At 63.2% G+C, this 12830-nt stretch carries 10 protein-coding genes; 9 read left to right on the top strand and 1 reads right to left on the bottom strand.

Features of this window, described 5'->3' with window-relative positions:
• Position 1 precedes the first annotated feature (1 nt).
• The 5 genes from CRO75_RS20305 to CRO75_RS20285 all read left to right on the top strand — a co-directional run bounded on the left by CRO75_RS20305 (position 2) and on the right by CRO75_RS20285 (position 7342).
• Complete coding sequence (locus CRO75_RS20305) at positions 2-1786, top strand: GMC family oxidoreductase (RefSeq protein ID WP_097137713.1); 1785 nt, start codon at positions 2-4, stop codon at positions 1784-1786.
• 12 nt (positions 1787-1798) lie between these two features.
• Positions 1799-3124, top strand: a complete 1326-nt coding sequence (locus CRO75_RS20300; protein WP_062824112.1) for a cytochrome c — start codon at positions 1799-1801, stop codon at positions 3122-3124.
• 106 nt (positions 3125-3230) lie between these two features.
• Positions 3231-4289: a PA0069 family radical SAM protein gene (locus CRO75_RS20295; protein WP_009041511.1), complete on the top strand. Its 1059-nt coding sequence runs from the start codon at positions 3231-3233 to the stop codon at positions 4287-4289.
• A 659-nt stretch (positions 4290-4948) separates the two neighbouring features.
• Entirely contained in the window at positions 4949-5683 is a 735-nt protein-coding gene (locus tag CRO75_RS20290) for a carbonic anhydrase (RefSeq protein WP_007924326.1), read from the top strand.
• A gap of 90 nt (positions 5684-5773) precedes the next feature.
• Positions 5774-7342: a SulP family inorganic anion transporter gene (locus CRO75_RS20285; RefSeq protein WP_097137711.1), complete on the top strand. Its 1569-nt coding sequence runs from the start codon at positions 5774-5776 to the stop codon at positions 7340-7342.
• A gap of 132 nt (positions 7343-7474) precedes the next feature.
• On the opposite strand, the gene CRO75_RS20280 is transcribed toward CRO75_RS20285, so the two are convergent.
• The gene (locus tag CRO75_RS20280; RefSeq protein WP_007924324.1) at positions 7475-8125 is read right to left on the bottom strand and encodes a hypothetical protein; all 651 of its coding nucleotides are present in this window, start codon (positions 8123-8125) and stop codon (positions 7475-7477) included.
• A gap of 372 nt (positions 8126-8497) precedes the next feature.
• Here CRO75_RS20280 and coxB point away from each other — a divergent pair, with 372 nt between their 5' ends.
• The 4 genes from coxB (at position 8498) to CRO75_RS20260 (ending at position 12828) form a co-directional block, all read left to right on the top strand.
• Positions 8498-9625 carry a cytochrome c oxidase subunit II gene (coxB, locus tag CRO75_RS20275; RefSeq protein ID WP_097137709.1) on the top strand — a complete coding sequence of 376 codons (1128 nt, stop codon included), beginning with the start codon at positions 8498-8500 and terminating at the stop codon, positions 9623-9625.
• Between the two features lie 82 nt (positions 9626-9707).
• Positions 9708-11309 (top strand): cytochrome c oxidase subunit I, encoded by a 1602-nt coding sequence (gene ctaD / locus CRO75_RS20270; RefSeq protein WP_009041514.1) that lies wholly within the window; start codon positions 9708-9710, stop codon positions 11307-11309.
• A gap of 49 nt (positions 11310-11358) precedes the next feature.
• On the top strand, positions 11359-11913 hold the full coding sequence (locus CRO75_RS20265) for a cytochrome c oxidase assembly protein (protein ID WP_009046265.1): 555 nt from the start codon (positions 11359-11361) through the stop codon (positions 11911-11913).
• Positions 11914-11940: 27 nt separating this feature from the next.
• Positions 11941-12828 carry a cytochrome c oxidase subunit 3 gene (locus CRO75_RS20260; RefSeq protein ID WP_097137707.1) on the top strand — a complete coding sequence of 296 codons (888 nt, stop codon included), beginning with the start codon at positions 11941-11943 and terminating at the stop codon, positions 12826-12828.
• Positions 12829-12830: the final 2 nt, after the last annotated feature.

Genomic DNA, 12830 nt, shown 5'->3' with positions numbered 1-12830 from the left:
CATGGCAACGGTAATGAAGAAGGTCGACGCGGTGATCGTGGGGTTTGGCTGGACTGGCGCGATCATGGCCAAGGAGCTGACCGAGGCCGGGCTCAACGTGCTGGCGCTGGAGCGCGGGCCGATGCAGGACACCTACCCGGACGGCAACTACCCGCAGGTGATCGACGAACTCACCTACAGCGTGCGCAAGAAGCTCTTCCAGGACATCTCCCGGGAGACGGTGACCATTCGCCACAGCGTCAACGACGTGGCCCTGCCGAACCGCCAGCTGGGCGCGTTCCTGCCGGGCAACGGCGTCGGCGGCGCCGGTCTGCACTGGTCCGGCGTGCACTTTCGCGCCGACCCGATCGAGCTGCGTATGCGCAGCCACTATGAAGAACGCTACGGCAAGCACTTCATCCCCAAGGACATGACCATCCAGGACTTCGGCGTCACCTACGAAGAACTGGAGCCGTTCTTCGACTACGCGGAAAAAGTCTTCGGCACCTCGGGCCAGGCCTGGACCGTGAAAGGCCAGCTGGTCGGTGAAGGCAAGGGCGGCAACCCTTACGCGCCGGACCGTTCGGAGCATTTCCCGCTGGAGTCGCAGAAGAACACCTACTCCGCCCAGCTGTTCCAGAAGGCCGCCGGCGAAGTCGGCTACAAGCCCTACAACCTGCCGTCGGCCAACACCTCGGGGCCGTACACCAACCCCTATGGCGCGCAAATGGGGCCGTGCAACTTCTGCGGGTTCTGCAGCGGCTACGTCTGCTACATGTACTCCAAGGCTTCGCCGAACGTGAACATCCTGCCGGCCCTCAAGCCGCTGCCGAATTTCGAGCTGCGCCCCAACTCCCACGTGCTCAAGGTCAACCTCGACAGCACCAAGACCAAGGCGACCGGCGTCACTTACGTCGACGGCCAGGGCCGGGAGATCGAGCAGCCGGCGGACCTGGTGATCCTCGGCGCCTTCCAGTTCCATAACGTGCGCCTGATGCTGCTGTCCGGCATCGGCAAGCCGTACGACCCGATCACTGGCGAAGGCGTGGTGGGCAAGAACTTCGCCTACCAGAACATGGCCACCATCAAGGCCTATTTCGACAAGGACGTGCACACCAACAACTTCATCGGCGCCGGCGGCAATGGCGTGGCGGTGGACGACTTCAACGCCGACAACTTCGACCACGGCCCCCACGGCTTCGTCGGTGGCTCGCCGTTCTGGGTCAACCAGGCCGGCAGCCGGCCGATCGCCGGCACCTCCAACCCGCCGGGCACCCCGGCCTGGGGCAGCGCCTGGAAGAAGGCCACCGCCGACTACTACACCCACCAGGTGTCGATGGACGCCCACGGTGCCCACCAGTCCTACCGCGGCAACTACCTCGATCTCGACCCGGTGTACCGCGACGCCTACGGCTTGCCGCTGCTGCGCATGACCTTCGACTGGCAGGAAAACGACATCAAGATGAACCGCTTCATGGTCGAGAAGATGGGCAAGATCGCCGAGGCGATGAACCCCAAGGCCATCGCGGTGCTGGGCAAGAAGGTCGGCGAGCACTTCAACACCGCGTCCTACCAGACCACCCACCTCAACGGTGGCGCGATCATGGGCACCGACCCGAAAACCAGTGCCTTGAACCGTTACCTGCAGAGCTGGGACGTGCACAACGTGTTCGTCCCGGGCGCTTCGGCCTTCCCCCAGGGCCTGGGCTACAACCCGACCGGCCTGGTGGCCGCGTTGACCTACTGGTCGGCCCGCGCGATCCGCGAGCAGTACCTGAAAAACCCCGGCCCGCTGGTCCAGGCATAAGGAGCGATGACCATGAAAACCCTCGTTATCGCGACCCTGGCGCTGCTCGGCAGCGCTTCCCTCTGCGCCGCCGAAACCGATCGGCAAGCCTTGATCAAGCAGGGCGAATACCTGGCCCGTGCCGGTGACTGCGTGGCCTGCCATACCGCCAAGGACGGCAAGCCGTTTGCCGGCGGCCTGCCGATGGAAACCCCGATCGGCACGATCTATTCCACCAACATCACCCCGGACAAGACCGGCATCGGCGAGTACAGCTTCGACGACTTCGACAAGGCCGTGCGCCACGGTGTGGCCAAGAACGGCAGCAGCCTGTACCCGGCCATGCCCTACCCGTCCTATGCGCGGGTCAGCGACGCCGACATGCAGGCGCTGTATGCCTACTTCATGCAAGGCGTGGCGCCGGTGGTCCAGGAGAACCGCGACAGCGACATCCCCTGGCCGCTGAGCATGCGCTGGCCGCTGGCGGGCTGGCGCTGGATGTTCGCGCCGAGCGTAGCGGGCGCGCAAGGCAGCGGCCAGGCGCAGGCTGCGCAAGACCCGGTGGTCAGCCGCGGTGCCTATCTGGTGGAAGGCCTCGGCCACTGTGGCGCCTGCCACACGCCGCGCGCCCTGACCATGCAGGAGAAAGCCCTGAGCGCCAGCGAAGGCAGCGACTTCCTGGCCGGCAGCGCGCCGCTGGAAGGCTGGATCGCCAAGAGCCTGCGCGGTGACCACAAGGACGGCCTCGGCAGTTGGAGCGAAGAGCAGTTGGTGCAGTTCCTCAAGACCGGTCGCAGCGACCGCGGCGCGGTGTTCGGTGGCATGAGCGACGTGGTGGTGCACAGCATGCAATACATGTCTGCGGACGACCTGACGGCCATCGCCCGTTACCTCAAGTCGCTGCCGGCGGTGGACGCCAACGACCAGCCGCACCAGTACGACAAGGCGGTGGCCGAGGCGTTGTGGAAAGGTGACGACAGCAAGCCGGGGGCGGCGGTGTACATCGACAACTGCGCGGCGTGCCACCGTACCGACGGCCATGGCTATACCCGGGTGTTCCCGGCGCTGGCGGGCAACCCGGTGCTGCAAAGCGCCGATGCCACGTCCTTGATCCACATCGTGCTCAAGGGCGGTACCTTGCCGGCGACCCATACCGCGCCATCGACCTTCACCATGCCGGCTTTCGCCTGGCGCCTGTCGGACCAGGAGGTGGCCGATGTGGTCAACTTCATCCGCACCAGCTGGGGCAACCAGGGTTCCGAGGTGAAGGCCGCGGATGTGGCGGGACTGCGCAAGGGCGACCTGCAAAGCACCTCGAACGACGACCTGGGGCAGGTGACGAAGCACAGCGGCGGCTGATCGACCGCTATGCAATCAGCGCCAACGGCGTGCTCTGCCCGACGGCGCTTTGCAACAGCTCAAACCTCTATTACTGTATATAAATACAGTAATAGAGTGCCTGCCCATGTCCAGCCCCCTGCCCCCACGCGGCCGTGGCACCGCGACCAATCCGCACAACCGTTTTGCGCCCCAGCGCTCGGTGGCCTTCGACGACGGCTGGTACCAGGAAGCCCCGCTGACCCAGGGCACCGAGGTGCGCCTTGAGACGGCGAAATCCATCATTACCCGCAACAGCTCGCCGGACCTGCCCTTCGACCGCTCCATCAACCCCTATCGTGGTTGCGAGCACGGCTGCATTTACTGTTATGCGCGGCCCAGCCACGCCTATTGGGACCTGTCGCCGGGGCTGGACTTCGAGACCAAGCTGATCGCCAAGACCAATGCCGCGGCGATGCTCGAACAGCAGCTGTCCAAGCCCGGCTACCAGTGCGCGCCGATCAACCTGGGGTCCAACACCGACCCCTACCAGCCCATCGAACGCGAGCACCAGCTGACCCGGCGGACCCTGGAGGTGCTGCTGCGCTACCGGCATCCGGTGACCATTGTCACCAAGGGCTCGCTGATCCTGCGCGACCTCGACCTGTTGGCCGAACTGGCCGAGCAGCGGCTGGTGGCGGTGATGATCAGCCTGACCACCCTGGACGACGAGCTCAAGCGCATCCTCGAACCCCGGGCGGCGGCGCCCAAGGCGCGGTTGCGGGCGATCCGGGTGATGCGCGAGGCGGGGATTCCCGTGGGCGTGCTGTGTTCGCCGATGATTCCGATGATCAACGACAGCGAGCTGGAAAGCCTGCTCGCCGAAGCCCATGCCGCGGGCGCGCAAAGCGCCGCCTACATGATGCTGCGCCTGCCCCTGGAAGTGGCGCCGCTGTTCGAGGAATGGCTCAACGCTCACTATCCGCAGCGGGCGGCCCATGTCCTGAGCCTGATCCGCCAGTGTCGCGGCGGCGAGCTGTACGACAGCCGTTTTGGCGCACGGATGCGCGGCGAAGGCCCCTTCGCGGCCCTGCTGGCGCAGCGTTTCGCCAAGGCCAGCAAACGCCTGGGGCTCGATCGGCGCGAAGGCTACAACCTCGACTGCACGGCGTTCTGTCCGCCGGGAGGGCAGATGTCGTTGCTCTAGGGTCTGTACGAAAAGTCGGCGAGCGAAGGTCAGGCAAGGCGCAACGACCAGCGGGAGTAACAGCCAAGGGCTGGCCCGAAGGGTGAGCGCAGCGAATCAAAACAGGCGAGGAACGGCCGGGGTCGCGTTCGACTTTAGGGACCTAAATGAGCATTCCGATCGGACTCGCGCACGAGCCTGTTTCTGCGTAACGCCGCAGGCGTCTAGCGCGCAGCATGGCCTGCGTAGCGCCGAAGGCGCCCAGCGTGCAGCCACTTTTCGTACAGAGCCTAGGAGGTATTGGCCTATGGTGGAGTAGAGCCGATGCACCGTCGTCTATACGCTGGTCACCTTTTTGCATCGCCAATAGTGGCGTTTTAGAGCGGCCGGTTCAGTTTGAGTTAAGTTTGGAAGGCTACCTTGTTCACCAAGTGACCGATGGGTCGCTGTCAGCGGCCTGGTTGTTTTTTAATCAATCGCTGGCGTCGTGCCGGATAAAACTGGAAAATTCACCTAAGGGTCTGAGCGAAAAGTCGGCGAGCGAAGGTCAGGCAAGGCAAAAACAGGCGAGGAAGCGGAGTGTAGGGGCCTACATGAGCATTCCGAGCCTGTTTTTAACGCAGCATGACCGAGTGCAGCCACTTTTCGACAGAGCCTAATCCGTCAAAAGAGGATGAATCATGAGTGACAAGGATAAACAGCCGTTGGCTGCGTCGGCTTCAGCGTCCCCGGAGGTCGCCGAAAGCGCCGATGCAGCGCTGCAGATAATCGTTGACGGCTTTTTGCATTTTCATCACGAGGTCTTCCCACAGCAGGAAGAACTGTTCAAGAAACTCGCCACGGCCCAGCGGCCGCGTGCGATGTTCATTGCCTGCGCGGATTCGCGCATCGTCCCCGAACTGATTACCCAGAGCGCCCCGGGCGACCTGTTCGTGACCCGCAACGTCGGTAACGTGGTACCGCCTTACGGGCAGATGAACGGCGGTGTGTCCACGGCCATCGAATACGCGGTCATGGCCCTGGGTGTGCACCACATCATCGTTTGCGGCCATTCCGACTGCGGCGCCATGCGCGCGGTGCTCAACCCGCAGAGCCTGGAAAAGATGCCGACGGTCAAAGCCTGGCTGCGCCACGCCGAAGTGGCCAAGACCATGGTCCAGGAGAACTGCGACTGCGCCGACGAGAACGCCAGCATGCATGTGCTGACCGAAGAGAACGTCATCGCCCAGTTGCAGCATTTGCGCACCCACCCTTCGGTGGCTTCGCGCATGGCCAACGGTCAGTTGTTCATCCATGGCTGGGTGTACAACATCGAAACCAGCGAAATCAAAGCCTACGACGCGGATCAAGGGTGTTTCCTGCCGTTGGACGGACGCCATCCGATCCCGGTTGCGACGCCTAAAGCGCGCTTCTAAATCCTCCTAAATCCCAGTGGGGTTCAGCCATGACTGCCGTCCGCGCGGTCAGGCTTTGCCACGCCTGAAGAAAGCTTCGGGAGAATCATCATGCGTGCAGCACAATTGAAAGCTGTTTTGCCACGGGAGCTGCTCGCTTCCGTGGTGGTGTTTCTGGTGGCCCTGCCCTTGTGCATGGGTATCGCCATCGCTTCCGGCATGCCGCCGGCCAAGGGGTTGATCACCGGGATCATCGGTGGCCTGGTGGTGGGCTGGCTGGCCGGCTCGCCCTTGCAGGTCAGCGGTCCGGCCGCGGGGCTGGCGGTCCTGGTGTTCGAGCTGGTGCGCCAGCACGGTATCGCCATGCTCGGGCCGATCCTGCTGCTGGCGGGTTTCCTGCAACTGGTGGCCGGGCGCCTGCGCCTGGGTTGCTGGTTTCGGGTCACGGCGCCGGCGGTGGTCTACGGCATGCTTGCCGGGATCGGGGTGTTGATCGTGCTCTCCCAGGTGCACGTGATGCTCGACGCCCAGCCCCAGGCGTCCGGCCTGGATAACCTCGCGGGCTTCCCCGAGGCGGTGGCCCAGGCCTTGCCCAGCCTGGGCGGTGGCTTTGGCTGGCAGGCCGGGCTGCTCGGCCTGTCGACCATGGCGGTGATGTTCCTGTGGGAAAAACTGCGCCCGCATTCGCTGCGCTTCATCCCCGGCGCCCTGCTGGGCGTCGGCCTGGCGACCTTTGCCAGCCTGGCCCTGGCGCTACAGGTCAAGCGGGTCGAGGTGCCGGAAAATCTTACCGAGGCGATCGACTGGCTGCGGCCGGCCGACCTGCTCAACCTGGCGGACCCGACACTGCTGATCGCGGCCTTTGCCGTGGCCTTTATCGCCAGCGCCGAAACCCTGCTGTCCGCCGCCGCGGTGGATCGCATGCACAGCGGTACGCGCTCGGATTTCGACCGTGAACTGTCGGCGCAAGGGATCGGCAACATGCTCTGCGGATTGCTCGGCGCCCTGCCGATGACCGGGGTGATCGTGCGCAGCTCGGCCAACGTCCAGGCGGGCGCGACCACGCGGCTGTCGGCGATCTTCCACGGTTTGTGGCTGCTGGCGTTCGTGCTGTTGCTGTCCAGCGTGCTGCAAAGCATTCCGGTGGCCAGCCTGGCGGGCGTACTGGTGTACACCGGGTTCAAGCTGGTGGACCTCAAGTCGTTCCGCAAGCTGGGTCGTTATGGGCCGATGCCGATGCTGACCTACGGCGTGACCGCACTGGCGATTGTCTTCACCGACCTGCTGACCGGTGTGCTGATCGGTTTCGGCCTGACCCTGGTGAAGCTGGCCTGGGGCGCTTCGCGGCTGAAGATCAGCCTGGTGGACCTGCCGGCCGAAGGCGAAATGGAGCTGCGCCTGGTGGGCGCCGCGACCTTCCTCAAGGTGCCGGCCCTGACCCAGGCGCTGGGCAGTATCCCAGCGGGCACCACCGTGCATGTGCCGCTCAATAACCTGGGCTACATCGACCATGCCTGCCTGGAGCTGCTCGAGGAGTGGGGACGGGCCAATGCGGCCAAGGGCTCGAAGCTGGTGATCGAGTCGCGCGGGTTGAAGCGCCGCCTGGAGGGGCGCTTGCACACCAATGTGGGCGTGAGCCCGGCCTCGAAGCTGGAGGCCAAAGGCCTGAGCCGGGCGTAAGTGTGTGGCCCTGTAGCCGCTGCCGAAGGCTGCGATAAGGTCCGAAGGGCCTTCAGCGTCGGTGATATCGCTGCGACCGTGCCGGTCGATAGCAGTCTGCGGCAGCGGCTACAGGGCCGCTACCTGCAATCATCAGGCAGCCGGCTGGTCGAGTTCCAGTTCCACGCCCAGTTGGCGCGACAGGCACGGCCAGCGTTTCCAGGCGGCATCGGTGTCGGGGCTGTTGAGCTTTTCCCGGTAGGCCTCGACCGACTCCAGGGCGAAGCTCTCTTCGTCGAGCATCGCGTCGACCGCATGGTGCACCGCTTCGTCCAGCTGGTTGGCGAAGGTTTCGCCGATCAACTGGTGGGCGATCAGGTTGGCCACCGTGGTGTCCAGGGGAATCAGCGGCTGGCCGAAATGGGTGATGTACAGGTCGTTGACCTCCTCCACCAGGCGATGGGCCAGATAGGCTTCGTCCAACAGGCTGTCTAGGCCTTCGTGGCCGGCCATGATGGCGGGCGGCTGGAGGAAGAACTGCTCGGCGATCTTCAGCACCGGCTTGATCTGCGACTCGATACCGGCTTCGCGCGCAACTTCGTTGGCGGCGTCCAGCAGGTCGGGAACCTGATCGATATAAGCGGCGACAAAACGGGTCATCACCCCCTGGGCGTCCACTTCGGGGAGCTGGATGGCGGGGTGCAGGTGTGGCAATTGGGTTTCCAGCTGACGGCGTAATTGCCCGGTGCCGGACTCATGTTGATGGGCTCGTTGGATCTGCTCGCGCAATGCGGCGGTGTTCATGAATACTCCAGGAAACAAGGGCAATTAATTAGGGAAGACATAAGTTAGCCTGCTCACGAAATCGCTTAAGACGTATTTTTCATAATTATTTCATGGTTAGTCGTCTGGGTTATATCGCTTCGCCATCATTCATCCCCTATCCCTTTCCAACCGTGGCCTATAAGGCAGCGGCAAACTGTTTCAGTGGATTTACGGCACCGCATTGCGAGGTCGAAGTCGCTGTCTATACTCGGGTCTGAATGAAGTTAGCTGATGACGCCTGACTGCATGCGCAGCGAAGGCTCGGCGGTTTAAGTTCGTAGTCTAGGCAGCCGCTCCCTTGGCCGCAGGTGCAAGCCGGCGGGATAACAAGAACGATAAGGGGAACCCGCAATGATGCGACATCCACAAGTCTGGATGGGCCTCCTGTTGTGGTCGGTATTCAGCCAGGCGCATGGCGCCTGGACCGTGAATATGGCGCCTGGAGCGACTGATATAAGTCACGCGGTATTCGACCTGCACATGACCATCTTCTGGATCTGTGTGGTGATCGGCGTCATTGTCTTTGGCGCCATGTTCTGGTCGATGATCCTGCACCGCCGCTCCACCGGCCAGGTGGCCGCCAAGTTCCACGAAAGCACGACGGTGGAAATCCTCTGGACCGTGGTGCCGCTGCTGATCCTGGTGGCCATGGCCGTTCCCGCCACCGCGACCCTGATCAAGATGTACGACGCCAGCGAACCGGATGTGGACATCCAGATCACTGGCTATCAGTGGAAGTGGCACTACAAATACCTGGGCCAGGACGTCGAGTTCTTCAGCAACCTGACCACTCCCGCCGACCAGATTCATAACCAGAGCGCCAAGGGCGAACATTATCTGCTGGAAGTCGATCAGCCGCTGGTGCTGCCGATCGGCGCCAAGGTGCGCTTTCTGGTGACCTCCGCCGACGTCATCCATTCCTGGTGGGTCCCGGCCTTTGCGGTCAAGCGCGATGCGATCCCCGGTTTCGTCAACGAAGCCTGGACCCGGGTCGACAAGCCCGGCCTGTATCGCGGCCAGTGCGCCGAGCTGTGCGGCAAGGACCATGGCTTCATGCCGATCGTGGTCGACGTGAAGACCCAGGCCGACTACGACACCTGGCTGGGCGAACGCAAGGCCGAAGCCCTCAAGCTCAAGGAACTGACCAGCAAGGAATGGACCCTCGAAGAGCTGGTGGCCCGTGGCGACAAGGTCTACCACACCACCTGCGTGGCCTGTCACCAGGCCGAAGGCCAGGGCCTGCCGCCGATGTTCCCGGCGCTCAAGGGCTCGAAGATCGCCACCGGGCCGGTGGCGGATCACTTGAACATCGTCTTCCACGGCAAGCCCGGCACCGCCATGGCGGCGTTCGGCAAGCAGCTGTCGGAAGTCGACCTGGCAGCGGTGATCACCTACGAACGTAACGCCTGGGGCAACAACAAGGGCGACATGGTGACGCCCAAGGATGTCCTGGCTCTGAAACAGGCGCAAAGCAAATGACCCGGTCCATTGCGTGTTCCCGCAGCCGATCAGGGCGTGCCGCCCTCGATCGTCCAGCCCACCCGTTTACAGGAGACAGGCCATGAACGCTGTGAGCGACGAACAGGGTCATGCCATCGTTGGCGATCACGACCACACCCACGGCCCCGCCAAGGGCCTGATGCGCTGGGTGCTGACCACCAACCACAAAGACATCGGCACCCTGTACCTGTGGTTCGCCTTCTCCATGTTCCTGCTCGGCGGCTCGTTCGCCATGGTGATCCGCGCCGAGCTGTTCCAGCCTGGCCTGCAGATCGTGCAGCCGGAATTCTTCAACCAGATGACCACCATGCATGGCCTGGTGATGGTCTTCGGCGCGGTGATGCCGGCCTTCGTCGGCCTGGCTAACTGGATGATCCCGCTGATGGTCGGCGCGCCGGACATGGCCCTGCCACGGATGAACAACTTCAGTTTCTGGTTGCTGCCGGCGGCGTTCCTGCTGCTGGTCTCGACCCTGTTCATGCCCGGTGGCGGACCCAACTTCGGCTGGACCTTCTACGCCCCGCTGTCCACCACCTACGCGCCGGAAAGCGTGACCTTCTTCATCTTCGCCATCCACCTGATGGGCATCAGCTCGATCATGGGCGCGATCAACGTGATCGCCACCATCCTCAACCTGCGTGCGCCCGGCATGACCCTGATGAAGATGCCGCTGTTCGTCTGGACCTGGCTGATCACCGCGTTCCTGCTGATCGCGGTGATGCCGGTGCTGGCCGGCTGCGTGACCATGATGCTGATGGACATCCACTTCGGCACCAGCTTCTTCAGCGCCGCCGGCGGCGGCGATCCGGTGCTGTTCCAGCATGTGTTCTGGTTCTTCGGTCACCCCGAGGTGTACATCATGATCCTGCCGGCCTTCGGTGCCGTCAGCGCGATCATCCCGGCCTTCTCGCGCAAGCCGTTGTTCGGCTACACCTCGATGGTCTACGCCACTGCGAGTATCGCCTTCCTGTCGTTCATCGTCTGGGCGCACCACATGTTCGTGGTCGGCATTCCGCTGGTGGGCGAGCTGTTCTTCATGTACGCCACGATGCTTATCGCGGTGCCGACCGGGGTCAAGGTCTTCAACTGGGTCAGCACCATGTGGCAGGGCTCGCTGACCTTCGAGACGCCGATGCTGTTCGCCGTGGCCTTCGTGATCCTGTTCACCATCGGCGGCTTCTCCGGGCTGATGCTGGCCATCGCCCCGGCGGACTTCCAGTACCAGGACACCTATTTCGTGGTCGCGCACTTCCACTATGTGCTGGTGCCGGGCGCCATCTTCGGCATCTTCGCCTCGGCTTATTACTGGCTGCCGAAGTGGACCGGGCACATGTACGACGAAACCCTGGGCAAGCTGCACTTCTGGCTGTCCTTCATCGGCATGAACATGGCGTTCTTCCCGATGCACTTCGTTGGCCTGGCGGGGATGCCGCGGCGGATCCCGGACTACAACCTGCAGTTCGCCGATTTCAACATGGTGTCGTCCATCGGCGCGTTCACCTTCGGCGCGACGCAGATCTTCTTCCTGTTCATCGTCATCAAGTGCATCCGTGGCGGCCAACCCGCGCCGGCCAAGCCCTGGGACGGTGCCGAAGGGCTGGAGTGGAGCGTGCCGTCGCCGGCGCCTTACCACACCTTCACCACGCCGCCGGAAGTGAAATGAACAGCCTGCCGCGCTGCCCGCTCGCCTCTGAAGCAGCAGGAGGTTGCTGATGGCCGAGATCTCGATGAAGAAGCTGGTCACCCGCCTGTTGCTGGTGGTGGCGGCGATGTTCGTCTTCGGTTTTGCCCTGGTGCCGATCTACGACGTGATGTGCAAGGCGCTGGGCATCAACGGCAAGACCGGCGGGCAGTATTCCGGCGAGCAGCAAGTGGATGTCTCGCGCCAGGTGCGCGTGCAGTTCCTGTCGACCAACGCGATCGACATGGTCTGGGACTTCTATCCCAAGGCCGACGACATCGTGGTTCATCCAGGCGCGGTGAACGAGATGATCTTCATCGCCCGCAATCCCAGCGACCGCCCGATGAGCGCCCAGGCGATCCCGAGCATTTCGCCGAGCAGCGCCGCGATGTATTTCCACAAGACCGAATGCTTCTGTTTCACCCAGCAAGTGCTGCAGCCCGGTCAGCAGATCGAGATGCCGGTACGTTTCATCGTTGACCGCGACATGCCCAAGGATGTGAAGCACCTGACGCTGGCTTACACGCTGTTCGATATCACCGCGCGTCATCCACCGGTGGCCGTGAGCACCAACACCGGCGGTTAAGACGGTGCCCGATAAGGAGAACAATAAATGGCAACTCATGAGCATTATTACGTTCCCGCCCAGAGCAAGTGGCCGATCATCGCCACGGTGGGCATGTTCGTTACGGTGTTCGGCCTGGCTACCTGGTTCAACGACCTCAAGGCCGCGCGCCCGGAATCCCATGGCCCGCTGATTTTCTTCGTCGGTGGCCTGTTGCTGGCCTACATGCTGTTCGGCTGGTTCGGCGCGGTGATCAAGGAAAGTCGCGCCGGCCTGTACAGCGCCCAGCTGGATCGCTCGTTCCGCTGGGGCATGAGCTGGTTCATCTTTTCCGAAGTGATGTTCTTCATCGCCTTCTTCGGCGCGCTGTTCTACGTGCGCCATATCGCCGGCCCGGCCCTGGGCGGCGAAGGCAGCAAGGGCATCGCGCACATGCTCTGGCCGAACTTCGAGTTCGTCTGGCCATTGCTCGAAAACCCCGATTCCAAGCTGTTCCCGCCGCCCAAGGAAGTCATCAGTCCCTGGGGCCTGCCGCTGCTCAACACCGTGCTGCTGGTGAGTTCCAGCGTCACTGTGACCATCGCCCACCACGCCCTGAAGAATGGTCACCGCGGCGCGCTGAAAATCTGGCTGGCGATCACCGTGCTGCTGGGCTGTGCCTTTCTCGGCTTCCAGGCCGAGGAGTACCTGCACGCCTACCACGAACTGGGGTTGACCCTGGGATCGGGCATCTATGGCGCCACCTTCTTCATGCTCACGGGCTTTCACGGTGCCCACGTGACCATCGGCACGCTGATTTTGTTTGTGATGCTGATGCGCATCGTGAAGGGGCACTTCGACGCCGAGCATCAGTTCGGTTTCGAGGCGGCCAGTTGGTATTGGCACTTTGTCGATGTGGTGTGGATCGGCTTGTTTGTCTTCGTCTACGTGCTCTGAGC

It is taken from the genome of Pseudomonas sp. LAMO17WK12:I10, from assembly GCF_900215185.1.
Classification (GTDB): domain Bacteria; phylum Pseudomonadota; class Gammaproteobacteria; order Pseudomonadales; family Pseudomonadaceae; genus Aquipseudomonas; species Aquipseudomonas chlororaphis.
Note: the sequence above shows the minus strand (reverse complement) of the source record. Positions and strands in the feature narration are given on the sequence as shown.

Excerpts from the sequence above, each read along its gene's own strand:
- CRO75_RS20305 (WP_097137713.1), top strand. The coding sequence starts at position 2 with ATGGCAACGGTAATGAAGAAGGTCGACGCGGTGATCGTGGGGTTTGGC.
- CRO75_RS20300 (WP_062824112.1), top strand. The coding sequence starts at position 1,799 with ATGAAAACCCTCGTTATCGCGACCCTGGCGCTGCTCGGCAGCGCTTCC.
- CRO75_RS20295 (WP_009041511.1), top strand. The coding sequence starts at position 3,231 with ATGTCCAGCCCCCTGCCCCCACGCGGCCGTGGCACCGCGACCAATCCG.
- CRO75_RS20290 (WP_007924326.1), top strand. The coding sequence starts at position 4,949 with ATGAGTGACAAGGATAAACAGCCGTTGGCTGCGTCGGCTTCAGCGTCC.
- CRO75_RS20285 (WP_097137711.1), top strand. The coding sequence starts at position 5,774 with ATGCGTGCAGCACAATTGAAAGCTGTTTTGCCACGGGAGCTGCTCGCT.
- CRO75_RS20280 (WP_007924324.1), bottom strand. The coding sequence starts at position 8,125 with ATGAACACCGCCGCATTGCGCGAGCAGATCCAACGAGCCCATCAACAT.
- coxB (WP_097137709.1), top strand. The coding sequence starts at position 8,498 with ATGATGCGACATCCACAAGTCTGGATGGGCCTCCTGTTGTGGTCGGTA.
- ctaD (WP_009041514.1), top strand. The coding sequence starts at position 9,708 with ATGAACGCTGTGAGCGACGAACAGGGTCATGCCATCGTTGGCGATCAC.
- CRO75_RS20265 (WP_009046265.1), top strand. The coding sequence starts at position 11,359 with ATGGCCGAGATCTCGATGAAGAAGCTGGTCACCCGCCTGTTGCTGGTG.
- CRO75_RS20260 (WP_097137707.1), top strand. The coding sequence starts at position 11,941 with ATGGCAACTCATGAGCATTATTACGTTCCCGCCCAGAGCAAGTGGCCG.